Raw genomic sequence first — 21,980 nt, forward strand, 5'->3', positions numbered from 1 at the left:
CCGACGCAGCCAGCGCTCAGCCGGCCAGCAGGTGCACGCCCGCGCCGGTCGCCCCGGCGAGCGCGATCACCACGATGAACGGTGCCCGCAACGCCAGTGCCAGGGCCGCCACGGCCAGCCCGGCCAGGCGCCCGTCGACGACGACGCGGTCCTCGCTGGTCAGGCCCTGGACGGCGACCAGCGCGGCCAGCAGCGCGGCCGGCACGAAATCCACGATGCGGGCGATCCACGGCTGCTCGACCCAGGCCGCCGGCACCGACATCCCGGCCAGCTTGAGCAGGTAGCAGCCGATGGAGGCGACGACGACCGCCGTCCACATCGTGTCGCCGCTCATGCCGGCCGCTCCGCTGTCCGGGGCCGCCCGGCCAGCGCGACGGCGACGACCGCGACGATCACCTGCACGCCCGCGGGGACGAACGGGGTCAGCGCCAGCGCGATCACCGCTCCTCCGATCGCGACCCGCCGCTGCGCGCCCGCCTCGGTCGAGCTCGACCGCTGCAGCCGCGGCCACAGCAGGGCGAGGAAGGCCGCCGGGACGACGGAGTCCAGGGCGGCCTGCGCGGTCTCGCCCAGCCCGGAGGCGCCGAGCGCGCCGACCAGGGTCATGGCGTTCCAGCCGAGGTAGATCGTCGCCCCGGTGGCCCAGAAGGCCAGCCGCCCGAGCTCGCGGTCGGGCGCGGCCACGGCCATCGCGGTGGTCTCGTCGATCACCCAGTGGGCGGCGCCGGCCCGGCCCAGCGCGCTCCGGGGCGCCAGGAGCGGCGCCATCCGAACCCCGTACACGGTGTTGCGGACGCCGAGCAGCAGGGCGCTGCCGATGGCGGCCGGCGCGCTCCCCCCGGCACCGAGGACGCCGATCAGGGCGAACTGCGAGGCGCCGGAGAACATCAGCGCCGACAGGGTCATGGCCTGCCAGGCGTCGAGCCCGGCGCCCTCGGCTGCGGCCCCGAAGGCGATGCCGTAGAAACCGACGGCGATGCCGAGCCCGATGGCGTCGCGGAGCGTGCGGGAACGGGCGGGGTCGGACACGTCCGCAGAGGTTAGGCGTCGCCCCGTTCGGCGCCCGACCCGGCGCGCGACCGCCGCCGCACGGTGCGGTCGAGGATGCCCAGCGTTCCCTTGAGTGCGCTCTCCGGGACGATCGGGAGGGTGAGGAAGGGCCGGTAGTCCTCGCGCAGGTTCGACCAGTCGCAGTACGAGGTGACCCGGGTCCCGCCGTCGGCCGGCTCCAGGCGGTAGCCGTACACGTGCTGGAGCGGCGGCCTGATGGTGCCCTCGATGGTCCAGGCGATCTCCCGGTCCGGCTCGAAGGCGGTGATGACCACCTCGACGTCGTACTCGCCCATCGGCAGGTCGCCCAGCGCCTCGCGGTCCATGTGCACGAGGAACCGGTCGCCGACGGCCGCGACCGGCTCGCCCTCGGCGTCCATGAGCATCCCCGAGGCGTCGATGTCCACGTGACCCTGCGGATCGCACAGCACCGCGAAGACCTCGTGCGGGGCGGCCGGGATGACGCGCGTCGCCTCGATGCGCTCGGCGGCGGGGTCCGCGGTGGACGGGGCGTCGTCGGGAACGGTCACGCGCAGGAGCATGGCAGCAGCTGCGCAGCAGATCACCCCCGCGACCGGCGGTCGCCCACCGGGCCCGCCGTACAGTGGCTGCGACCCGTGTGCGCAGGTAGCGCGAAGGCCTGCGGCCGGACGGGTCCCCCGTCGAAGGAGACAGACGCACCGATGTCCGACACCCTGACCGGCACGCCGGCGCTCGACGCCATCACCGCCGCTCTGGCCACCGTCCAGGACCCCGAGATCAACCGTCCGCTCACCGAGCTGGGCATGGTCAAGGACGTCCAGATCGCCGCGGACGGTTCCGTGCGCGTCGAGGTCTACCTCACCGTCGCCGGCTGCCCGATGCGCGAGACGATCACCAACCGCGTGACGCAGGCCGTCGGCGCCGTCGCGGGCGTGACCGGGGTTCAGGTCGTCCTGGACGTGATGGACGACGCGCAGCGCGCCGAGCTGCGCAAGACCGTCCGCGGCACCGACGTCGCCGACCCGGTCATCCCCTTCGCCCAGCCAGGCTCGCTGACCCGTGTCTACGCGGTCGCCTCGGGCAAGGGCGGCGTCGGCAAGTCCTCGGTCACGGTCAACCTGGCCGCCGCGCTGGCCAAGCGCGGCCTGGCCGTCGGCGTCGTGGACGCCGACATCTACGGCCACTCGGTGCCGCGCATGCTGGGCACCGAGGAGAAGCCGACCCAGGTCGACAGCATGATCATGCCGCCGCAGGCCCTCGGGGTGAAGCTCATCTCGATCGGCATGTTCACCCCGGGCAACACCCCGGTCGTGTGGCGCGGGCCGATGCTGCACCGCGCGCTGCAGCAGTTCCTCGCCGACGTGTGGTGGGGCGACCTCGACGTCCTGCTGCTGGACCTGCCCCCGGGCACCGGCGACGTCGCCATCTCGATCGCCCAGCTGCTGCCGAACGCCGAGATCCTCATCGTGACCACGCCGCAGCTGGCCGCCGCCGAGGTGGCCGAGCGGGCCGGTGCGATCGCGACCCAGACCCACCAGCAGGTGGTCGGCGTCATCGAGAACATGTCGTGGCTGGAGCTGCCCGACGGCTCCCGCATGGAGATCTTCGGCTCCGGTGGCGGCGAGGCCGTGTCCGACGCCCTCACCAAGACCCTCGGTGCCCGCGTGCCGGTGCTGGGGCAGATCCCGCTCGACACGCGCCTGCGGGAGTGCGGCGACGCCGGCGCCCCGATCGTGCTGACCGAGCCGGACTCCCCGGCCGCCCAGGCGCTCACCAAGATCGCCGACGGGCTGGCCAGCCGCCAGCGCGGCCTGTCCGGCATGTCGCTCGGCCTCACGCCGGTCAAGCGCTGACACCAGCTCCGCCTCTTCTGGGGTGTTCCTCCCGGTCCCGGGGTCCTGCAGGACCTCCCGAGCACGAGGAACACCCCAGACGTACGTTCGGGGCGTGACCGAGAAGCTGATCTCCGAGAGCATCACCGTCGACGCCCCGCCGGAGGTCGTCTTCGCGATCCTGGCCGACCCCCGCCAGCACTCGCGCATCGACGGGTCCGGTTCGGTCGGCTCGGTGATCAGCGCACCCGAGCGGCTCACCGCGACCGGGCAGACGTTCACCGTGCGGATGAAGCTGTTCGGCGTCCCCTACGTCATCCGCAACCGGGTGGTCGAGTTCGAGCCGGCCCGGCGGATCGCCTGGCGCCACTTCACCGCCAACCGCTGGCGCTACGAGCTCGCGCCCACCGCCGACGGCGGGACGACGGTCACCGAGACCTTCGACGCCTCGCGCGCCGACCGGGTCACCGACACCGTGGTCCGCGCGGCCAAGTTCCCCGAGCGCAACCGCGAGGGCATCGTCGGCACGCTGCAGCGCCTGAAGGCCGCCGCGGAGCAGGACGCCGCCCGAGCCCAGCGCTCGTGAGCACGCCGGAGATCACCACCCCGTGACGGCGGTCGATGCGGTCCTCAGGGCAACCCTGAGCGCGTGCTGATCTCGGGGGCCCGGGCCTAGGTGGCGTCGGGGTCGAACGGGGGCGGGACCGCGCGGTCCCGCGGGCGGGCGGCCATCGGGGCCGCCGCGGCCATCGAGGCTGCCGTGCTCCCGGAGTGGCCGGCGCCCGGCTCGTCGTCCTCGAAGAGCTGGCTGCGGATGAACGTCTTCGGGTGGTACCTGCGCAGGTCGAGGTCGCGCAGCTCCGGCAGGTCGTCGCCCAGGGTCTCGTTGACCTGAGCGCGGACGCCGGTGATCGCGGAGCGGACCTTCTTCAGCCCGGCCGCGGCGTCCTTGGCCAGGTGCGGGAGGCGCTCGGGACCGAAGATGAACAGCGCCGCGAGCGCCAGGACGATGATCTCGCCCCAGCCGATCGAGTCGAACACGCGCCGCCCCCTCTCTCCGGGCTCCCAGCCTAGGTGGCGCCGTCCAGCGAACCCCCCGGAGTCCGGGAGGTGGACGGCTCGCGTCCGCTAGGCGGCGTCGAGAGTCGCCCGGAGCTCCTGGGACTCGCCACCGCGCACGACCTCGATGGTGATCTCCTCGCCCGGAGCGAACCGGTCGACGGCGACGACGAGCTCCTCGGAGCTGCCGACCCGGTCACCGGCGACCTCGATGATCACGTCGCGCTCCCGGATGCCGGCGGCGGCGGCAGCGCTGCCCGGCTCGACGTTGAGCACCAGGGCGCCGTCGCGGGTGCCGTCGGTGACCGAGCGGGCGTTGACCCCGAGCGACGAGTGCACCGCGCTGCCCGTGGAGATCAGCTGCTCGGCGATGTCGCGCACGGTGTCGATCGGGATGGCGAAGCCCAGGCCGATGGACCCCCCGCTGGTGCCGTTGCCGCCGAGCGAGGCGATCGCGGTGTTGATGCCCACCAGCGCGCCGGTGGCGTCGACCAGCGCGCCGCCGGAATTGCCCGGGTTGATCGGCGCATCGGTCTGCACCGCGCTGATGACGGCGTTGGTGTCGCTGCCCTCGCCGGCCAGGCGCACCGGCCGCTCGAGCGCGCTGACGATGCCGCTGGTGACCGTGCCGGCCAGGCCCAGCGGCGAGCCGATGGCCACCACCGGGTCGCCGACGGCGACGTTGTCGGACTCCCCCAGCGTCGCGGTGACCAGCTCGGGCTTCTCGACCTTGATGACGGCGAGGTCGCTGGCCGGGTCGCGGCCGACGATGCGGGCGTCCGAGCCGCTGCCGTCGGAGAACACCGCGCGGATCTCGGCGCCGTCGACGCCGTCCGCGCCGGAGACGACGTGATTGTTGGTGACGATGTAGCCGTCGTCGCCGTCGATCACCACGCCGGAGCCGGTCGCGCCGGCCTCGCCGACGCGCACCTCGATGGAGACCACCGCGGGCATCACCTCCGCGGCGATCGCGGAGACCGAGCCCGGCTCACGGGTGATGCCGGGGTCGACCTGGGTCAGCGTCGTGCCGGGCGAGAGCAGCGGCGATTCCGGTGTGGCGCGGGTGAGCCACCAGCCGACGCCGCCGCCGATGGCCCCGACGAGGAGCACGGCGAGCAGCACCAGCGCGGAGAGCCGGACCGAGAGATCGCGCAGCCGGACCTTCGTGCGGCCCCGGTCGTCGACGACGATCGGGCCGGACTGCTCCTCGGGTGACGGCGGGTAGACCGCGGGGGCGCCGAGCCCGGCCGGGGCGTAGGGGTCACGCCACGGGTCGCTGCGGGCGTCGGCCTTCCACCACGGGCCGGTCGCGGTGCGACGCCGTCCCGGACGGCCGGACGGCGGCTCCTGCAGGCCCCGCTGCCCCGGAGCGGCCGGCGCGAAGGCGCGCAGCACCGCCTCGGGGGGCGGCGGAGGGGTGGGACGGGCCGGCGGCCGGGGACGGTCCTCGGCGAAGCTCCCGGGCACGCTCGCCGGACGACCGAAGGCTGCCTGGTGGCCGGCGCCCGGTTCCGGAGCGGGGACCCGGCGCGGCTGCAGGCGGTCGGGCACCTCGCCGAAGGGCCCGTCCTGCCCGGACGGGCGGACGAAGGCCCGGTCCTCCGGGAGGTCGGCCTCCCGCGGCGGGGTGCCCCGGTCGTCGGACGTGGTCAGGGTGTGCCGCCCTGCCCGTCGAGCGGCGTCGTCGTCCCGATGTCCAGCGTGCGGACGACCGGCGGGACGACCTCGGTGTGCTGGCGGACGCCGGAGTCCGCGGCCGTGCCAGGCGCCGCGGGGGCGTCGGGGGGCAGGTTCAGGGCGAGCGCGGTGACGCCGGCGCCGAGGCCGGCGAGCGTGCCGACGAGCCCGCGGCGCAGCCACCGCGCGTGGTCGGGCCGGTGCGGGCGGTCCTGCGGGGACAGGTCGACCTCCCAGGCGCCTGCGCCGTCGCGCACGGTGAGCCGGGCGGCGTCCGAGCCCAGCGACATCGGGCCACCGCCGGCACCGGGGACGTCGGCGGTGAAGGGGATGGCGCACAGCCGCGACATCAGGTCACCGGGCACGGCCACCTCCTGCGAGCCGTGCAGGGCCTCCTTGGCCTCGCGCTGCGCCTGCACCGCCATGCGGCACTCCATGCAGCCGGCCAGGTGGCGGGCGGCGCGTGCGGCGGGGCCGGCGGTCAGCTCGCCGTCGACGAGGGCCGCGATCGCCTCCTGCGCCAGGTGGCTCTCGGGCATGCTCATCGCGTCCCGCCCCCTCCCAGGATCACGTCGTCCTCGGTGGTCACCCGGCCCGGGGCCAGGTGTGCCAGCGCCTGCCGGAGCTGCACGCGTCCGCGGTGGATGCGGCTGCGCACGGTGCCGAGCTTGATGCCCAGCGTCGCCGCGATCTCCTCGTAGGTGAGGCCCTCGATGTCGCAGAGGACGACGGCGACGCGGAACTCCGGGGACAGCGCGTCGAGCGCCGCCTGGATCTGCGGGTCCAGGTGCGTGTCGGCGTAGACCTGCTCGGGGCTCGGCGCGCGACCGGGCAGGCGCTCGGTGTCCTCGGGGAGCGCGTCGAACCGGATCCGCTGCCGGCGCCGCACCATGTCGAGAAAGAGGTTGGTGGTGATGCGGTGCAGCCAGCCCTCGAAGGTGCCGGGCGAGAAGTCGGCGAGGGAGCGGAAGACCCGGACGAACGTCTCCTGGGTCAGGTCCTCGGCGTCCTGCGGGTTGCCCGAGAGCCGGTAGGCCAGCCGGTACACGCGGGCCGAGTGCTCGCGCACGACCTGCTCCCAGGTGGGCGCGACCCAGCCCTCGATCTCGGGTCGCACGGGCTCGGACACGGCACCAGTATCGCCGACGGGCGCCGTCGCGACCGGTTCGACGTCGGAGGATCGCTCGGACAGGGGTCGCTGGAGGCGCACGTCAGGTCCAACGGACGGCCGCGCGCGCGGTGTTCCCGCAGCACACCCTTCCCAGTGAACTCACAGCTCGGTCACGGCGCGGGCGTCCGGACGCGTCCGCGAGGTGGCGGCGGCCACTACCCTCGGCCGGTGATGAGCGCCCACCCACCGCCGCCGGGGAGCGGTCCGGGGGGCGCCGCCTGGGCCGACCGCTTCGTCGGCGAGTCCGAGGAGATGGCCGCCGCGCGCGAGCGTGCCGTCCGGCTGCCCGGGCCCCCGCCCGTCGAGCCCTCGGTGGGTGCCACCCTGGCCGTCCTCGCCTCGAGCGTGGGAGCGCGCGCGGTGGTTTCCATCGGCAGCGGCGGCGGGCTGTCCGGCCTGTGGCTGCTGCGCGGGATGCGCGCCGACGGCGTCCTCACCGCGCTGGACGGCGATCCCGAGCAGCTGCGGGCGGCCCGCGCCGCCTTCTCCGGCGCCGGCGTCCCCCCGGGCCGGACCCGGCTGATCTTCGGCACGCCCGCCGAGGTGCTCCCCCGGCTCTCCTCCGGCGCCTACGACATGGTGGTCTGCGCCGGACCGCCGCGCGAGTACGCCGCCCAGCTGGACGGGGTGCTCGACCTGGTGCGCGTCGGAGGCACGGTGGCGCTGCACGGCCTGCTGGCCGGTGGCCGCATCGCCGACCGCACCGTCCGCGATCCGCAGACGGTGGCCTGGCGCGAGATCGCCCGCGCGATCCGCGAGGACGAGGGCCTGGTGTCGGCCGTCCTCCCGATCGGTGACGGCCTGCTGGTCGCGACCAGGAGCGGCTAGGCCGGGCCGAAGGCGAACTCGTCCACCTGTTCCCAGGGGCCGCCGAGGTACCGCCACAACCCCAGGCCGCAGGCGCGGACGTCGTACGCCACGAACTCCGCGAGCAGCCGCTCGTGCAGCGCCCGGGCGACCGCGGGCGCCACCTTGTTCTGCACGGTCACGTGCGGGGCGTGCTTCTGCCGGTCCTGCGGCGTGAGCCACGGTTGCCACGCCGAGACCAGTCCGGCCCGCAGCGCGCCGACCTCGGGCGAGGACAGCGCGTAGGCGACCCCCCGGCCGAGGAAGCGCACGCCGGTGACCGCGACGTCGAACGCCGGGCGGTCGGCGGCCTGCGCCAAGTCCGCGCGGACGGCGTCGAGCTGCTCCCCCGGGAGCGCGTGGAACAGCGTCACGTGCGCGGCGAGGACGTTGCGCTCGGGTGGGAAGTGCTGCTCCCGCAACCGGTCGAACCGCTGCTGCGCCGCCTCCTCCAGCAGGAGGGTGACGATCAGCGGCTCCGTCATCTCCGGACTACAGCAGCGCGCGGGCGCCCTTGCCCAGCACGGTCACTCCGCCGGCGCTCACGTGGTAGCGCTCGCGGTCGAGCTCCGTGTCCACGCCGATGCGGGCACCGGGCGGGACGACGACGTTCTTGTCCAGGATCGCCCGGCGGACGATCGCCCCCTCGCCGATGACGACGCCGTTCATGACGACGCTGCCCTCCACGCGGGCGCCCCGCTCGACCCGGACCCCGGGCGAGATGACGGAGCCGTGCACCGCGCCACCGCCGATGATCGCTCCGGCGCTGACCATCGACTCCTCCGCGCGGCCACCCAGCACGAACTTCGCCGGGGGCAGCTGGGGCGGCAGCGTGTAGATCGGCCAGCGGTCGTTGTAGAGGTTGAAGACCGGGGTGACCGAGACCAGGTCCATGTGCGAGTCGTAGTAGGAGTCGATCGTTCCGACGTCCCGCCAGTAGCCGTGGTCGCGCTCGGTCGCGCCGGGGACGACGTTGGTCGAGAAGTCGTAGACCCACGCCTCCCCCGCCGCGGCGAGCATCGGCATGATCGAGCCACCCATGTCGTGCGCGGAGCTCTCGTCGGCCGCGTCGGTGCGCAGCGCCTCGAGCAGCGCGTCGGTGGTGAAGACGTAGTTGCCCATCGAGGCGAAGCTCTCCTCGGGCGAGTCCGGCAGACCGGGCGGGTCGGCCGGCTTCTCCAGGAAGCCGAGGACCTTGCCGCCGGCGTCGGAGTCGATCACGCCGAACTCGGTCGCCTCGCGACGCGGCACCCGCAGCCCCGCGATGGTCACGCCGGCACCGGTCTGCAGGTGCTGGTCGATCATCTGGCGCGGGTCCATGCGGTACACGTGGTCGGCACCGAAGACGACCACGATATCGGGGCGCTCGTCGTAGATGAGGTTCAGGCTCTGGAAGATCGCGTCGGCGCTGCCGGTGTACCAGCGCGGCCCGAGGCGCTGCTGCGCCGGCACCGGCGTGATGTAGCCGCCGAGCAGCTGCGACATCCGCCAAGTCGTGGTGATGTGCCGGTCGAGGCTGTGGCTCTTGTACTGGGTGAGGACGGCGATCTGCCGGATGTCCCCGTTCACCAGGTTGGAGAGCACGAAGTCGATGAGGCGGTAGTTCCCGCCGAAGGGCACCGCCGGCTTGGCACGGTCCTGGGTCAGCGGCGACAACCGCTTTCCCTCACCGCCCGCCAGGACGATGCCGAGCACCCGAGGACCGCCACGCATGCCGGAAACGTAACCGCTGTGCAGCACATTGACTCGCCCAGAGGCCACGAGGCCACCCTTCAGGGGCCCACGGCGAGCTTGCGAGGCGTGGGGGGAAGGGTGGTCCTTCAACCCTTACGGTGATCGGGTGCGCATCGGCATCGTGACCCGTGAGTGGCCGCCGGACGTCTACGGCGGTGCCGGCGTCCACGTCGAGCACCTCGTGGCCGCGCTCCGGGGACTCCCTGCCGGGACCGCCGGCGGAGAGCTCGACGTCGACGTCCACTGCTTCGGCAGCCCGCGGGACGACGCCACCGCGCACGCCGTCCCCGAGGGGCTGCGCGAGGCCAACGGCGCACTGCAGGCCCTCGGCGTCGACGTGCAGATCGCCGCGGCACTGGGCGACGCCGACCTGGTGCACAGCCACACCTGGTACGCCAACACCGCAGGCCTGCTGGCCGCCCTGGTGCACGGCGCCCCGCACGTGATCACGGCGCACTCGCTGGAGCCCCGCCGCCCGTGGAAGGCCGAGCAGCTCGGCGGCGGCTACCGGCTCTCGTCGTGGGCCGAGCGCACCGCCTACCTGGCGGCCGACGCGGTGATCGCGGTGAGCCACGGCATGCGCACCGACGTCCTGGACGCCTACCCCGAGCTCGACCCGGCCCGCGTGCACGTCGTCGGCAACGGCGTGGACGCCGAGGCCTACCGCCCGGTCGAGGCACCGGACACCGTGCGCGCCCTCGGCGTGGACCCCGACCGCCCCTACGCCCTGTTCGTCGGGCGCATCACGCGGCAGAAGGGGCTGGTCCACCTGCTGGCCGCGGCCGAGCAGCTCCCGGCCGACGTGGGGCTGGTGCTGTGCGCCGGCGCCGCCGACACCCCGGCCGAGCACCAGCAGGTCGCCGACGCCGTCGCCGCGCTCCAGGCGCGGCGCGAGGGCGTGGTCTGGATCGAGGCGATGCTCCCGCGCGAGCAGTTGGTCCCCCTGATCACCGGGGCCACCGTCTTCGTCGTCCCCTCGGTCTACGAGCCGCTGGGCATCGTGAACCTGGAGGCCGCGGCCTGCGGCACCGCCGTCGTCGCCAGTGCCGTGGGCGGCATCCCGGAGGTGGTCGACGACGGCCGCACCGGGCTGCTGGTGCCCTACGACCCGGAGGACCCCGACGGGTTCGCCGCCGGCCTCGCGGCCCGGATGACCGAGCTGCTGCGTGATCCGGACCGGGCGGCGCGGATGGGCGCGGCCGGCCGCGAGCGGGTGCTCGCCGAGTTCGGCTGGCCGGCGATCGCCCGGCAGACCGTCGACGTCTACACCGCCGTCCTGTCGGGGCGGGCGTAGCGGCCCCGCTGGTACCGTTCGGTCGCCGGCCCGTGCGCCGGTGGCGCAGCAGCAGCGAAGTCCGGTGCGAACCCGGCGCTGTCCCGCAACTGTGAGGCCCCCGCTCCTGGAGCAGAGGGTGCCGAGCCAGATCGCCTGCTCTGCGCCATGCAACCGACCCTCGCGGCTGGGGTCGCGCATCGGGCGTCGGGTCAGCTCGGAGCCGACCCTCGCCGCCTCCGCTGGAGGCCCTCCCCTTGTCCGGTTCCCTTGCCCGCGCGGCGCGGTCGACGTCGCGCGCCCGCCGGCGGTCCCGCGTCGCCCTGCCGGCGCTCACGGCGCTGCTGCTGGCCCTCCCCGCCTGCGGCGACTCCTCCGACGGTGACGACGACGGCGCCGCGGCGTCCTCCGCGGCGACCGACTTCCCGGTGACCCTCACCGCCGACAACGGCGAGGTGACCATCGAGGAGCAGCCCGCCGCGATCGTCTCCATGTCCCCCACGGCCACCGAGACGCTGTTCGCCATCGGCGCCGGTGACCAGGTCGAGGCGGTGGACGACAACTCCAACTACCCGGCCGACGCGCCGATCACCGACCTGTCCGCGTTCACCCCGAACGCCGAGGCGATCGTGGCCTACGAACCGGACCTCGTGGTGCTCAGCGACGACCAGAACGGGATCGTCGACTCGCTGGAGGCCCTCGACGTCCCGGTGCTGCTGCTCGGGTCCGCGGAGGACCTGGACGAGGCGTACGCCCAGATGGAGCTGCTGGGCGAGGCGACCGGGCACGCCGACGAGGCCGCCGACGTCGTGGCCGACGTGCAGGACCGGATCCGGGCCGCCGTCGACTCGGTGTCCGCCGACGCCGCCGGGCAGAAGGTGTTCCACGAGCTCGGCCCGGAGCTCTACTCCGCCGACAGCTCCACCTTCATCGGCAGCATCTACAGCCTGTTCGGGCTGGAGAACATCGCCGACAGCGCCCCTGACCCGAGCGGTGGCTATCCGCAGCTGTCCGCCGAGTTCGTCGTCGAGCAGGCACCCGACCTGATCGTGCTCGCCGACACCAAGTGCTGCGAGCAGAGCGCGGCCACCGTCGCCCAGCGGCCGGCCTTCGACGCCCTCCCGGCCGTGGTCGACGGCCGCGTCGTCGAGGCCGACGACGACGTCGCGTCGCGTTGGGGCCCGCGCATCGCGGACTTCGCCGAGACCGTCGCCGAGGCCCTGCAGGGCTGAGGACCTCCCCCCGTGACCGCCACCACCTCCCGCACCCGGCCCGGCCGCAACACGGCCGGGCCGGGTGCGGTGCGTCCCCGGCGGTCCACCGCCGTGGTGACCGGTGCCGCCGGCCTCGCGCTGGCGGTGTCCGTGCTCGCCGGGACCTGGGTGGGCGCGGTCCCCCTGCCCCCCGGCGGGGTGGTGCTCACCCTGGCCGACCGGGCGCTGGGCCCCTTCGGCGTGGACGTGCCGGGCGGGCTCGAGGGCACGCAGGCCGCGGTGCTGCTGCAGCTGCGCCTGCCGCGGGTGGTCCTCGCCGTCCTGGTCGGCGCGGCGCTGGCCGTCTCCGGTGCGGCCTACCAGGGCGTGTTCCGCAACCCGCTCGCCGACCCCTACCTCCTGGGCGCGGCCGCCGGCGCAGGCCTCGGGGCCACCCTCACCATCGCCTACTCCCCCGTGCAGTCGCTGGGGCCCGTGGGCATCGTCCCGCTCGCCGCGTTCGCCGGCGCCCTGTTCGGCGTCTTCTGCGCCCTGGGCCTGGGCAGCGTCGCAGGTGGCGCGCACAGCCCCACGCTGCTGCTGGCCGGCATCGCGGTGGCCGCCTTCCTGGCCGCGGCGCAGAACCTCGTGCAGCAGCAGAACACCGACGACCTCCGCCAGATCTACGGCTGGATGATCGGCCAGCTCGGCAGCTCGCAGTGGTCCGACGTCGTGCTGGTCCTCCCCTACCTGGGCGTCGCCTGCGCCGTCCTGCTCTGCTGCGGCCGGGCGCTGGACGTCCTCGCCGTCGGGGACGACGAGGCGGCCTCGCTGGGCGTGCACCCGGGCCGGCTGCGCCTGCTGGTCATCCTGGCCGCCTCCCTCGCCACCGCCTCCGCCGTGGCCGTCAGCGGACTCATCGGCTTCGTCGGTCTGGTCGTGCCGCACATCGTGCGCCGGCTGGCCGGGGGTTCCTACACCCGCGTGCTGCCGCTGTCGCTGCTGGTCGGCGGAGCCTTCCTGGTGGTCGCCGACCTGATCGCCCGCGTGATCCTGGCGCCGGCCGAGCTGCCGATCGGCGTGGTCACCGCCTTCATCGGCGCGCCCTTCTTCGCCGCCCTCCTCTGGGCCGGGGCGCGGCGCCGGTGACCGCGCCGGAGCCGGCCGCGCCGGAGTCCTTCGTGCGAGGCGCCCGGGTCGAGGTCGTGGGCCTGAGCGCCGCCTACGGCCGCACCCGGGTCCTGGACTCGGTGCGCTTCACCGTCGAGCCCGGCGGGTGGCTGGCCGTCATCGGACCGAACGGCTCGGGCAAGTCGACCCTGCTGCGCTCGGTGCTCGGCCTGCAGAGCCACGAGGGGCACGTCCGCATCGACGGCGTCCCCACCACCGGCATGCCGCGGCGCGACCGCGCCCGGCTGCTGGCGTACGCCCCGCAGCTGCCGGTGCTGCCCGAGGGCATCAGCACGCTGGAGTACGTCACCCTGGGCCGCACCCCGCACCGGCCGCTGCTGGCCGCGCCCCGCCGGCACGACCGCGAGGTCGTCGCCGACGTGCTGCAGCGCCTGGACCTCGAGCCGCTGGCCGACCGGCTCCTGGTGACGCTGTCCGGCGGGGAGCAACAGCGGGCCGTCCTGGCCCGGGCGCTCGCGCAGCGGCCGAGGGTGCTGTTCCTCGACGAGCCCACGGCGGCGCTCGACCTCGGCCACGCGCAGCAGGTGCTCGACCTGCTCGACCGCCTGCGCCGCCAGGACGGGCTGACCGTCGTCAGCACGCTGCACGACCTCACGCTGGCCGGCCAGTACGCCGACCGGCTCACCCTGCTCGCGCGCGGCCGCGTGGTCGCGGAGGGCACCCCGGCCGACGTCCTCACCCCCGCGGCGCTGGCCGAGCACTACGGCGCCCGCGCCCAGGTGGTGACCGGTCCCGACGGCCTCGCCGTGCTGCCGGTCCGCTGAGGCGCTAGCCACCGGCCGACGCGCTGCGGATGAGCTCGCCGACCTCGGGCCGTGAGGCATGTGCCCCGGCCGCCAGGAAGGACTGCTGGATCACCTCGTCCAGGCGGTGCCGCGCCATCATGTCGTCGCCCATCACTTCCTGCTCGGCAGCGCCCGGCGTGAAGACCACGGTGGGGATGCCCGCCGCCTCGAGCGCCCGCACCTCCTGGCGCAGCAGCCGGGCGGAGTGCCTCCGGGCCGCCGCGTAGACGCTGAGCGAGCGCCCAGCGGGTCCGCTCATGGGTGCGACGACGATGGCCAGGTCGAACCCGCCGCCGCGCAGCAGCGCCGCGTTCGTCGGCGAGTGCGCGCCGCCGTCGACGTACGTGTGCCCGTTGATCTCCACCGGTGCGAAGTAGCCGGGGACGGCGCAGGACGCCGCGACGGCCAGGTGGATCGGCGGAGCGGCAGTGCCGGGGCGGCCGAAGACCACCCGGCGGCCGTCGTGCCGGTGCACCGCGCAGATCCACAGCGGGTCCTCGGGCCAGCCCGGCCGCTCCAGTTCGCGCAGCGCGGCGAGCTGCTCGGTGATGTCCCGCCGTCCGGGCGCCGCCAGGGCCATGGCGGCCGCCAGCGGCCGGAACCGCCACGGCCGGGTCAAGGCCCGCTGCACCATCCCCACCGCGGGCAGCCGCATGGGCAGGCGCAGCAGCTCCACCGGGCGGAACGGCGCCAGCTCGGGAATCTCCGTGTCGGCGATCTGGCGCAGCAGGTCGCCGTCGCCGGAGAGCGGGGCCTTCACGGTCCACGCGGCGAGGTCCTCGGCCCGCACCCCGAGCCGCAGCAGCGTCCCGGTGATGGAGCCGGCGGAGGTGCCGACGATCAGGTCGGCCGATCGGGGGTCGAAGCCGAAGTCGTGCTCGAGCACGGCCAGGACACCGGCGTGGTAGGCCTGCCCGACCACACCGCCGGCGCCCAGGACCAGGCCGACACGCGTCACGTGGTCATCCTGCCCCGCGCGCCGGGGCCCGGCAGCGGGCGGGGATCCGGTTCAGCGTCCAGCCCGGAACCGGACGGCGTCACCCGGGCGCAGCTGGGCGGCCAGCGGGAGGTCGGCGGTGACGACGACGGCCGGGACCGGGTACCCGCCGGTCACCGGGTGGTCGGCGAGGAAGAGCACCGGAGCGCCGTCGGGCGGCACCTGCAGCGCACCCGGGACCAGGCCCTCGCTGGGCAGCTCGCCGTCCCGGGCGCGGCCCAGCCGCGGACCGGTCAGCCGCAGCCCCACCCGGTCGCTGTCGGACCCGACCTGCCAGTCCTGCGTGGTGAGCGCGGTCCAGGCGGCGTCGTCCAGCCAGTCGCGCCGCGGACCCGGCAGCACCCGGAGCACCGGCCGCTCCGGCGGGGCCCCGACCGGTGCGACGTCCACGAACGGCTCCTCGCCCGCGAGGCCGCCGACCGGCAGCAGCGTGCCCGCGGCCAGGGGCGGCGGACCGAGGCCGGACAGCGTGTCGGTGCTGCGCGACCCGAGCACCGGTGGGACGTCGACGCCGCCGCGCACCGCCACGTAGCTGCGCAGGCCCCGCCATGGCGAGCCGAGCGCCAGCACCGATCCGGCGGGCACCGTGGTGGGCGCGGCGAAGGGCGCGGGCCGGCCATCGATCTCCACCGATGACGGGGCGCCGGTCACGGCCACCAGCACGGTGCGCGCGGCCCGCATCCGCAGCCCGCCCGCGGTGACCTCCAGCAGCGCCGCCTCCGGCCGGTTGCCGACGAGGCGGTTGGCCAGCCCGGCGGCGGTCGCGTCCGCGGCGCCGGACCGGGTGACCCCGATGGCGGCGTGACCCGGGCGGCCCTGGTCCTGCACCGTCGTGAGCGGGCCGGTCGCGAGGACGGTCAGCACGTCAGACCACCTCGCGGAACCGGACGCGTGCCCCCGGCACCAGCAGCGCCGGCGGGTCGCGGTGGACGTCGAAGAGGACGGCGTCGGTGCGGCCGACCAGCTGCCAGCCCCCGGGCGAGGAGCGCGGGTAGATCCCGGCGTACGGGCCGGCCAGCGCCACCGCGCCGGCCGGCACCCGCGTGCGCGGCGTCTCCCGCCGGGGCACGTGCAGGTCCTCCGGCAGCCCGGTCAGGTAGCCGAACCCGGGCGCGAACCCGCTGAACGCCACGGTCAGCTCGACCCCGGTCAGCACCGCGACGACGTCGGACTCGCGCCGGCCCCAGAGCCGGGCGACCTCCGCCAGGTCCGGCCCGTCGAAGGTGACCGGGACGGTGACCAGCGCAGCGCCGGCGGCCGGCCCGGCGTCGGTCACCGGGAGCCGGCGCAGCGTCGCCGCGTCGAGGTCCGTCGGCGGGCGGTCCAGGACGACCAGGACGGTGCGCGCGGCCGGCACCAGCTCCCGCTGACCGGGCAGCGGGGTCTGCTCCAGGGCCCTGCGGACCGCCTCGACGTCGGCCGGGCCGGCCACCTCGACCAGCAGTGCGCGGTCGCCGCAGGGCAGGACGCGGATCGACCGCTCAGCCCTGTCCACCGGTCCATGATCGCCGCCGCCCGGTCCGCTGACCAGCAGCGACCCGGACCCACCGTCGCCGTCGCGTGTCCGGCCTGACAGGCTCCCTCTCCATGAGCAAGCAGCTCCCCACCCCGGACGGTGAGGCCCTGCGATCGCTGCTGCGCGCCTCCCACCTGCTGCCCGCCGATCAGGTCGGCTCGGTCATCGCCGAGAAGGCCGCCCTGCTCGGGGCCCGCGAGGCCGTCGTGTACCTCGCCGACTACGGCCAGCAGCTCCTCCTCCCGGTGCCGGGGAACGGCGTTCCGGTGCGCGAGCCGCTGCCGGTCGACGGGTCCACGCGCGGCCAGGTCTTCCGGCGGGTGGAGCTCCTCCGCGAGCCGACGGCCGACGGAGGGACCCGGCTGTGGCTCCCGTTGATCGACGGCGCAGAACGCCTCGGGATCATCGAGCTGGCTTTCCCCGACGATCCGCGCGATCGGTACGAGGAGGAGGTACGGGCCTTCGTCAGCATCGTCGCGGAGCTGTCGGTGACCCGGAACCTCTACAGCGACGTGCTGCGGTTGCTGCGGCGCCGTCGTCCGCTGACCATGGCCGCCGAGATCCAGTGGGAACTCCTGCCGCCACTCACCTTCGGCACCGACCAGATCGTCATCACCGGAATGCTGGAGCCGGCCTACGAGATCGGCGGGGACACCTTCGACTACGCCGTCAACCGAGAGACCGCCGACCTGCTCGTCCTCGACGCCGTCGGGCACGGCCTCCGCGCCGCGCTGATCGCCGCCGCCGCGCTCGGCGCCTACCGTCACGCCCGGCGTGCGGGCGGCCACCTGCCGGAGGTAGCAGCCGCGATGAACACGATCATCGCCGAGAACTTCGGCGAGAGCTGGTTCGCGACCGCGCTCCTGGCCCGCATCAATCTGCCCACCGGCCGGTTGACCTGGGTCAACGCCGGTCACCCCGCCCCGATCGTCGTCCGCCAGGGCGCACTGGTGCACCCGCCCGTCTGCCCCTCGTCGCGCCCCCTGGGACTGCAGAGCGAGCCGGTCATCGAGTGCGAGACTCAACTCGAGCCCGGCGACCGCGTACTCCTCTACACCGACGGGGTCGTCGAGGCCCGATCCCCCGACGGGCAGTTCTTCGGCGAGGAGCGGCTGGCCGACTTCGTCATCCGCGCGGAGGAAGCCGGCGACCCACCCCCGGAGACCCTGCGCCGACTCATGCGCAGCGTCATGGACCACCAGGCGGGCAGACTGCAGGACGACGCCAGCATCGTGCTCGTCGAGTGGCGCACCGACCGCCACAAGGTCATGCGCCTGTGAGCCGGCCGCAGGGTGTGCGCCCGGCGTCGGCATCTGGACTCCCTGCCCCCGTCCTGGTGCTCGGGCTGATCGCCGCCCCCGGGGCGGCTGCCGCCCTGGCTGCGGGCCTGTGCGACGACCTGGCCGCCGAGCTCTCCGTGCAGCACCCCGAGGTCGCCTGGCAGGTGCGCGCCGTCGAGGACGGGCTGGTCCAGCCGCCGGCCGACGACGCGGAGCTGGTGGCCGCCACCCGCGACCGGCTGCTGCGGGAGGACTGGGACCTCGCGGTGTGCCTCACCGACGTGCCGCTGGAGAGCGCCCGCCGCCCGGTGGTCGGGCACGCCAGCCCGGTGCACGGCGTCGCGGTGCTCTCCCTGCCGGCGCTGGGTGCCGTGGGCCGGCGGCGGCGTGCGCTGCAGACGACGGTCGGCCTCGTCCAGGCGCTGGCCGGGGACGGCGAGCCGGACGACGAGGGCGACCGCGCGACGATCAGCCGCCGGCTGCGGCAGCTCGCGGTCGACCCGGCCGACTCCACCGAGGGCGTGCGCTTCACCGCGCGGGTGCTGTCGGGGAACCTCTCGATGCTGGTCGGCATGGTGCGGGCCAACCGGCCGTGGCGGCTGGCGATCCGGCTCTCCCGCGCGCTGACCGCCGCCATCGCCGCCGGGGTGTTCGCCCTCGTCACCCCCGACATCTGGCGCCTCGCCGACGTGTTCGGCTCGGTCCGGCTGTCCGCCGTCGCCGTGGGCTCGGTCGCTGCCACCGCGATCACCCTGGTCGTCGGCGCGCAGCTGTGGGAGCGGGCCCGGTCGAGGCGGTCGCGCAAGCAGGTGACCCTCTTCAACCTGGCGACGCTGGGCACCGTGGTCATCGGCGTGCTGTCGCTGTACGCCGCGCTGTTCGGGCTCGCCCTGGTCGGTGCCCTGCTGCTCGTCGTCGACCCGCTGTTCACCGAGGCCCTGGGCCACCCCGCCGGGTTCACCGACCACCTCGAGCTGGCCTGGCTGATCAGCTCGCTGGCCACCGTGGGCGGCGCGCTCGGCGCCGGACTGGAGACCGACGAGGCGGTGCGCGAGGCGGCCTACGCCTACCGCCCGGGCGGTGGCGACGCCGAGTCGGCGGAGGTCCCGGCGCCGAGCTGAGGCGTCAGCCGGTGAACGCGGTGAGCGCCACGCCGGCCTGCTCCAGCGCCGTCCGCACCGCACGGGCCAGCTCGACCGCACCGGGGGTGTCCCCGTGCACGCAGATGGAGGCGACGGCCGCCGGCACGGTGCTGCCGTCCACGGCCACCACGGTCCCCTCGACCGCCATGCGCACGGCCCGCGCCGCGACCTCGGCCGGGTCGTGCACGAGGGCCCCCGGCTCGCGGCGCGGCACCAGGCCGCCGTCGGCGGTGTAGCCGCGGTCGGCGAAGCCCTCCGCGAACGGACGCAGGCCGACCGCCTCCGCCGCCCGGAGCAGCGCCGACCCCGGCAGCCCCAGCACCGGCAGCGCCGGGTCGTGGGCGACGACGGCGTCGACCACGGCCCGGGCCTGCCCTTCGTGACCCACGGCTGCGTTGTAGAGCGCACCGTGCGGCTTGACGTAGCGGACCCGGGTGCCCTCGGCCCGGGCGATGCCGTCGAGCGCGGCCAGCTGGTACAGGACGTCGTCGGCGAGCTCGGCCGGCTCGACGTCGATGAACCGGCGGCCGAAGCCGGCGAGGTCGCGGTAGGAGACCTGTGCCCCGACGGCCACGCCCGTGGCGGCGGCGCCGGCGCACACGCGGCGCATCGTCGTCGGGTCGCCGGCGTGGAAGCCGCACGCGACGTTGGCGCTCGTGACCACGCCGAGCAGCGCCTCGTCGTCGCCCAGCCGCCAGACGCCGAAGCCCTCACCGAGATCGGCGTTGAGGTCGACGGTGCTGCTCACCGGCGCAGTGTCGCACTGCGCCGGTGAGCCGACCGCGTCAGAGCTCCGGCTTGAGCTGCACCTTCACGACGCCGTCCTCCTTCTTCTGGAACTTGCGGTACATCTCCGGCGCCTCGGACAGCGGCACCCGGTGCGTGGCGAAGGTGTCGACGCCGAGCGGATCGGCGTCGGTGAGCAGCGGCATGATCTCCGGGACCCAGCGCTTGATGTTGCACTGACCCATGCGCAGCTGGATCTGCTTGTCGAACATGGTCATCAACGGCATCGGGTCGGCCGCGCCGCCGTAGACGCCCGACAGCGAGATGGTGCCGCCGCGACGGACGATGTCGATCGCCGAGTAGAGCGCGTTGAGCCGGTCGACGCCGGCGTGCTCCATGATCGGCGCGGACACCGCCTTCGGGAGCAGACCGGCCGCCTTCTGGACGAAGCTCGTGGCCGGCGACCCGTGCGCCTCCATGCCGACGGCGTCCAGCACCGAGTCCGGTCCGCGGCCGCCGGTCATGTCGCGGATCGCGTCGCCGATCTCCTCGACCTCGTTCAGGTCGACGACCTCGATGCCGCGGGCGCGCACCCGCCCGAGGCGCTCGGGGACCAGGTCCACCCCGATGACCCGGTAGCCCTTGTGCTGGGCGATGCGGCAGGCGAAGTCACCGATCGGGCCCAGGCCCAGCACCACCAGCGTGCCGCCCTCGGGCACGGCGGCGTAGTCCACGCCTTGCCACGCCGTCGGCAGGATGTCCGAGAGGTAGGCGAACCGGTCGTCGGCCGGTCCCTCCGGCAGCGGGATGTGCGTGAACTGCGCCTGCGGCACCCGCAGGTACTCCGCCTGGCCGCCGGCGACCTCGCCGTAGAGCTTGGAGAAGCCGAACAGCGCGGCGCCCGTGCCGTGCTCGCGCACCTGGGTGGTCTCGCACTGCGTGTAGAGCTGCTGCTGGCACATCCAGCAGTGCCCGCAGGAGATCTGGAAGGGGATGGAGACGCGGTCCCCCACCTTCAGGTTCCCGACCGCCGATCCGACCTCCACGACCTGGCCCATGCTCTCGTGGCCGAGGATGTCGCCCACGCCCATGAACGGCGACAGCGGCTCGTACAGGTGCAGGTCCGAGCCGCAGATGTTCGACGTGGTGACCCGGATGACCGCGTCCGTGGGCTCCTGCACGAAGGGATCGGGCACCTCCTCGACACGTACGTCCCGCTGTCCGTGCCAGGTCACTGCCTTCATGGATCCACCGTTCGTCGTCCGCGCGCGCCGTCGGCGCGACGTCGTCCCAGGTCGGGTGCCCGTGGCCGGTGGTGCGAAACCGCACAGCGCGCCGTCCACCCGTACGGAATGCGACTCCTCCACCGCACGCTGCACCAGGCATGGCACCGGCCGAGCCGCTGACGCTCTTCGACCCCGAGCCGCCGACGACCCCCGCACCACCGAACCGCCTGCTGCAGGTGCGCCGCATCTACGCCGAGCCCGCCGCACTCGACAGCTCGCGCGGCCGTCAGGTCCTCGGTCGCTTCCCCGGCGCCGAGGTGGTCGAGGTGCCCTCGCACTGGCAGATCCCCGACCTGCACGGCAACGAGGGCAACGTGGAGCGCTGGGTGCGGGTCAAGACCGAGACGCTCGTGCTCGGCGTCAAGAAGTCGCTCTCCGCGCGGCCCAACGGGCGGTCGGCGAACTGGATCGCGCCCTCGACCGCCAACGGCTGCGCCATGGCGTGCGCCTACTGCTACGTGCCGCGGCGCAAGGGCTACGCCAATCCGATCACCGTGTTCACCAACATCGAGCAGATCACCGGCTACCTCCGCCGGCACGTCGGCCGGCAGGGCCCCAAGCCCGAGCCCGACCAGGCCGATCCGGACAGCTGGGTCTACGACCTGGGCGAGAACAGCGACTGCTCGGTCGACGCGCTCGTCAGCGACAACGTCGCCGACCTCATCGCCACGTTCCGGGAGCTGCCCACCGCCAAGGCGTCGTTCGCGACGAAGTACGTCAACCGGCAACTGCTCGACCTCGACCCCGCTGGCCGCACCCGCATCCGGTTCTCCGTCATGCCGGAGGACGACGCGCGCGTGCTCGACGTCCGCACGAGCCCCGTGGCCGAGCGCATCGCCGCGGTCGACGACTTCGTCGAGGCGGGCTACGAGGTGCACCTCAACCTCTCGCCGGTCGTGCTGCGCGACGGCTGGGAGTCCGCCTGGGCTGCGCTGTTACAGCGACTGGACGACCAGCTGTCGCCCGCCACCAAGGCGCAGGCCGCCGCGGAGGTCATCCTGCTCACGCACAACCGCGATCTGCACGAGGTCAACCTCGGCTGGCACCCGAAGGCCGAGGACCTGCTCTGGCGCCCGGAGCTGCAGCAGCCCAAGCGCAGCCAGAACGGCCAGGACAACGTCCGCTACCGGAACGACGTCAAGCGGGACGGGGTACAGCGACTGCAACGACTGGTGGAGCTGCATGCACCCTGGCTGCGCATCCGGTACGCCTTCTGACCGGCCGGGGTGCCGACGATCGG

At 74.5% G+C, this 21,980-nt stretch carries 24 protein-coding genes; 10 read left to right on the forward strand and 14 right to left on the reverse strand.

Annotation, left to right across the window (positions count from 1 at the left end):
- Positions 1–16: 16 nt before the first annotated feature.
- Genes BLS70_RS04785 through BLS70_RS04795 form a run of 3 tightly spaced genes read right to left on the reverse strand, consistent with a single transcriptional unit; the run spans position 17 to position 1,580 of the window.
- Positions 17–334, reverse strand: coding sequence for an AzlD domain-containing protein (locus BLS70_RS04785; protein ID WP_091764510.1), 318 nt, complete (start codon positions 332–334; stop codon positions 17–19).
- Positions 331–1,029 (reverse strand): AzlC family ABC transporter permease, encoded by a 699-nt coding sequence (locus tag BLS70_RS04790; protein ID WP_091764511.1) that lies wholly within the window; start codon positions 1,027–1,029, stop codon positions 331–333. Before BLS70_RS04790 ends, BLS70_RS04785 begins: the two co-directional genes overlap by 4 nt.
- Before the next feature lie 11 nt (positions 1,030–1,040).
- The gene (locus tag BLS70_RS04795; RefSeq protein WP_218122283.1) at positions 1,041–1,580 is read right to left on the reverse strand and encodes an SRPBCC family protein; all 540 of its coding nucleotides are present in this window, start codon (positions 1,578–1,580) and stop codon (positions 1,041–1,043) included.
- 153 nt (positions 1,581–1,733) lie between these two features.
- On the opposite strand from BLS70_RS04795, the gene BLS70_RS04800 reads away from it, so the two are divergent.
- Together BLS70_RS04800 and BLS70_RS04805 are read left to right on the forward strand one after the other, a co-directional pair.
- Positions 1,734–2,885 (forward strand): Mrp/NBP35 family ATP-binding protein, encoded by a 1,152-nt coding sequence (locus tag BLS70_RS04800; protein ID WP_091764513.1) that lies wholly within the window; start codon positions 1,734–1,736, stop codon positions 2,883–2,885.
- Between the two features lie 94 nt (positions 2,886–2,979).
- On the forward strand, positions 2,980–3,450 hold the full coding sequence (locus tag BLS70_RS04805) for an SRPBCC family protein (protein ID WP_091764514.1): 471 nt from the start codon (positions 2,980–2,982) through the stop codon (positions 3,448–3,450).
- Positions 3,451–3,536: 86 nt separating this feature from the next.
- Here the strand turns inward: BLS70_RS04805 and BLS70_RS04810 are convergent, their stop codons facing one another.
- From BLS70_RS04810 to sigE, 4 genes are all read right to left on the reverse strand, one after another.
- A complete protein-coding gene (locus tag BLS70_RS04810) occupies positions 3,537–3,905 on the reverse strand; it encodes a twin-arginine translocase TatA/TatE family subunit (RefSeq protein ID WP_091764515.1) in 369 nt (122 codons plus the stop codon).
- 87 nt (positions 3,906–3,992) lie between these two features.
- The gene (locus BLS70_RS04815) at positions 3,993–5,390 is read right to left on the reverse strand and encodes a S1C family serine protease (RefSeq protein WP_255362240.1); all 1,398 of its coding nucleotides are present in this window, start codon (positions 5,388–5,390) and stop codon (positions 3,993–3,995) included.
- Between the two features lie 182 nt (positions 5,391–5,572).
- On the reverse strand, positions 5,573–6,145 hold the full coding sequence (locus BLS70_RS04820) for an anti-sigma factor family protein (protein ID WP_091764516.1): 573 nt from the start codon (positions 6,143–6,145) through the stop codon (positions 5,573–5,575).
- A complete protein-coding gene (gene sigE / locus BLS70_RS04825; protein WP_091764843.1) occupies positions 6,142–6,729 on the reverse strand; it encodes an RNA polymerase sigma factor SigE in 588 nt (195 codons plus the stop codon). The genes BLS70_RS04820 and sigE overlap by 4 nt, the downstream gene beginning before the upstream one ends.
- A gap of 213 nt (positions 6,730–6,942) precedes the next feature.
- Here sigE and BLS70_RS04830 point away from each other — a divergent pair, with 213 nt between their 5' ends.
- A complete protein-coding gene (locus BLS70_RS04830; protein WP_091764517.1) occupies positions 6,943–7,599 on the forward strand; it encodes an O-methyltransferase in 657 nt (218 codons plus the stop codon).
- Here the strand turns inward: BLS70_RS04830 and BLS70_RS04835 are convergent.
- Positions 7,596–8,102, reverse strand: a complete 507-nt coding sequence (locus BLS70_RS04835; protein WP_091764518.1) for a 2'-5' RNA ligase family protein — start codon at positions 8,100–8,102, stop codon at positions 7,596–7,598. The two genes, BLS70_RS04830 and BLS70_RS04835, sit on opposite strands and share 4 nt — an antisense overlap.
- 7 nt (positions 8,103–8,109) lie before the next feature.
- A complete protein-coding gene (gene glgC / locus BLS70_RS04840) occupies positions 8,110–9,330 on the reverse strand; it encodes a glucose-1-phosphate adenylyltransferase (protein ID WP_091764519.1) in 1,221 nt (406 codons plus the stop codon).
- A gap of 127 nt (positions 9,331–9,457) precedes the next feature.
- On the opposite strand from glgC, the gene glgA reads away from it, so the two are divergent.
- The 4 genes from glgA (at position 9,458) to BLS70_RS04860 (ending at position 13,772) form a co-directional block, all read left to right on the forward strand.
- Complete coding sequence (gene glgA / locus BLS70_RS04845; protein WP_091764520.1) at positions 9,458–10,645, forward strand: glycogen synthase; 1,188 nt, start codon at positions 9,458–9,460, stop codon at positions 10,643–10,645.
- A gap of 236 nt (positions 10,646–10,881) precedes the next feature.
- Positions 10,882–11,856 carry an ABC transporter substrate-binding protein gene (locus BLS70_RS04850; RefSeq protein WP_091764521.1) on the forward strand — a complete coding sequence of 325 codons (975 nt, stop codon included), beginning with the start codon at positions 10,882–10,884 and terminating at the stop codon, positions 11,854–11,856.
- A 12-nt stretch (positions 11,857–11,868) separates the two neighbouring features.
- Positions 11,869–12,966, forward strand: coding sequence for a FecCD family ABC transporter permease (locus BLS70_RS04855; protein ID WP_255362241.1), 1,098 nt, complete (start codon positions 11,869–11,871; stop codon positions 12,964–12,966).
- Entirely contained in the window at positions 12,963–13,772 is an 810-nt protein-coding gene (locus tag BLS70_RS04860) for an ABC transporter ATP-binding protein (RefSeq protein WP_255362242.1), read from the forward strand. The genes BLS70_RS04855 and BLS70_RS04860 overlap by 4 nt, the downstream gene beginning before the upstream one ends.
- Positions 13,773–13,776: 4 nt before the next feature.
- On the opposite strand, the gene BLS70_RS04865 is transcribed toward BLS70_RS04860, so the two are convergent.
- The 3 genes from BLS70_RS04865 to BLS70_RS04875 are packed head-to-tail and all read right to left on the reverse strand — an operon-like array spanning position 13,777 to position 16,285.
- Entirely contained in the window at positions 13,777–14,751 is a 975-nt protein-coding gene (locus BLS70_RS04865) for a patatin-like phospholipase family protein (protein WP_091764522.1), read from the reverse strand.
- A gap of 51 nt (positions 14,752–14,802) precedes the next feature.
- Positions 14,803–15,654, reverse strand: a complete 852-nt coding sequence (locus tag BLS70_RS04870; RefSeq protein ID WP_091764523.1) for a 5-oxoprolinase subunit C family protein — start codon at positions 15,652–15,654, stop codon at positions 14,803–14,805.
- A gap of 1 nt (position 15,655) precedes the next feature.
- Positions 15,656–16,285 carry a 5-oxoprolinase subunit B family protein gene (locus tag BLS70_RS04875; protein ID WP_255362243.1) on the reverse strand — a complete coding sequence of 210 codons (630 nt, stop codon included), beginning with the start codon at positions 16,283–16,285 and terminating at the stop codon, positions 15,656–15,658.
- 92 nt (positions 16,286–16,377) lie between these two features.
- On the opposite strand from BLS70_RS04875, the gene BLS70_RS04880 reads away from it, so the two are divergent.
- Positions 16,378–17,586, forward strand: a complete 1,209-nt coding sequence (locus tag BLS70_RS04880; RefSeq protein ID WP_091764847.1) for a PP2C family protein-serine/threonine phosphatase — start codon at positions 16,378–16,380, stop codon at positions 17,584–17,586.
- Entirely contained in the window at positions 17,583–18,707 is a 1,125-nt protein-coding gene (locus BLS70_RS04885; protein ID WP_255362244.1) for a hypothetical protein, read from the forward strand. Before BLS70_RS04880 ends, BLS70_RS04885 begins: the two co-directional genes overlap by 4 nt.
- A 4-nt stretch (positions 18,708–18,711) precedes the next feature.
- On the opposite strand, the gene BLS70_RS04890 is transcribed toward BLS70_RS04885, so the two are convergent.
- Positions 18,712–19,476 (reverse strand): LamB/YcsF family protein, encoded by a 765-nt coding sequence (locus BLS70_RS04890; RefSeq protein ID WP_091764524.1) that lies wholly within the window; start codon positions 19,474–19,476, stop codon positions 18,712–18,714.
- 37 nt (positions 19,477–19,513) lie between these two features.
- On the reverse strand, positions 19,514–20,698 hold the full coding sequence (locus BLS70_RS04895) for a zinc-dependent alcohol dehydrogenase (protein ID WP_091764525.1): 1,185 nt from the start codon (positions 20,696–20,698) through the stop codon (positions 19,514–19,516).
- Positions 20,699–20,838: 140 nt separating this feature from the next.
- On the opposite strand from BLS70_RS04895, the gene BLS70_RS04900 reads away from it, so the two are divergent.
- A complete protein-coding gene (locus BLS70_RS04900; RefSeq protein WP_091764526.1) occupies positions 20,839–21,957 on the forward strand; it encodes a spore photoproduct lyase family protein in 1,119 nt (372 codons plus the stop codon).
- The last annotated feature ends 23 nt before the right edge of the window (positions 21,958–21,980 follow it).

It is taken from the genome of Blastococcus aurantiacus, assembly GCF_900102425.1.
GTDB lineage: Bacteria > Actinomycetota > Actinomycetes > Mycobacteriales > Geodermatophilaceae > Blastococcus > Blastococcus aurantiacus.